Source organism: Massilia rubra (genome assembly GCF_011682065.1).
Classification (GTDB): Bacteria; Pseudomonadota; Gammaproteobacteria; order Burkholderiales; family Burkholderiaceae_D; genus Telluria_A; species Telluria_A rubra.
The window spans coordinates 1-628 of sequence record NZ_VUYU01000088.1 but is presented as its reverse complement, the minus strand read 5'-3'; the positions used below and the strand labels follow the sequence as shown (position 1 = coordinate 628).

Sequence of the window (628 nt, the reverse complement as noted above, 5' to 3'; positions counted from 1 at the left end):
GAAACGATGTGGTGCTGGGTCACCAGCAGCACGTGCTCTTGCTCGTCCAGGCGCAGCAGGCGCGCGCGGATCAGCGGCCCGCGCGCCAGGTCGAACGGCGCCGCGCTCTCATCCTGCGCCTGCGTGGCCAGGGCCTGTTCCTGCTCATGACCGCGCAAATGCGACAGGTCGTGGCGCGCTAGCGCCATGCCCTGCCCTGCCGCGCCGAAGCTCTGCCACGGCACGCCGTCAATCTCGACAAAGCAGGTGCGCAGGCTTTCGTGGCGCGCCACGATATGGTCCAGCGCGCGCACCAGTGCGTCCGTGTCCAGTTGGCCCGACAGGCGCAGCCCGGCCGGCATGTGATACGCCGCCCCGGCCGCGTGGTCGAACTGGTCCAGGAACCACAGGCGCTGCTGCGCGAACGAGAGCGGCAGCGGCGCGGCGCGGCTGGCCGCCGCAATCGGCGCCAGCGGCGCGCACGCCAGTTGCGCCAGGCTGCCAGCGAGCTCGCGCAACAGCGGGCGCGCGAACAGGGTGCGCAGCGGCAGCTCGGCCCCCATGCGCTGGCGCACCCGCGAGGCCAGTTGCACCGCCAGCAGCGAGTGCCCGCCCAGGTCGAAGAAATGGTCTTCGCGGCCGACCCGCT

The 628-nt window shown here is 72.3% G+C and carries 1 protein-coding gene; it reads right to left on the bottom strand.

Annotated elements, in window-relative coordinates; translation table 11 throughout:
- A partial coding sequence (locus F0185_RS34130; RefSeq protein ID WP_167233130.1) for a condensation domain-containing protein occupies nucleotides 1–628 on the bottom strand: 628 nt, incomplete at both ends.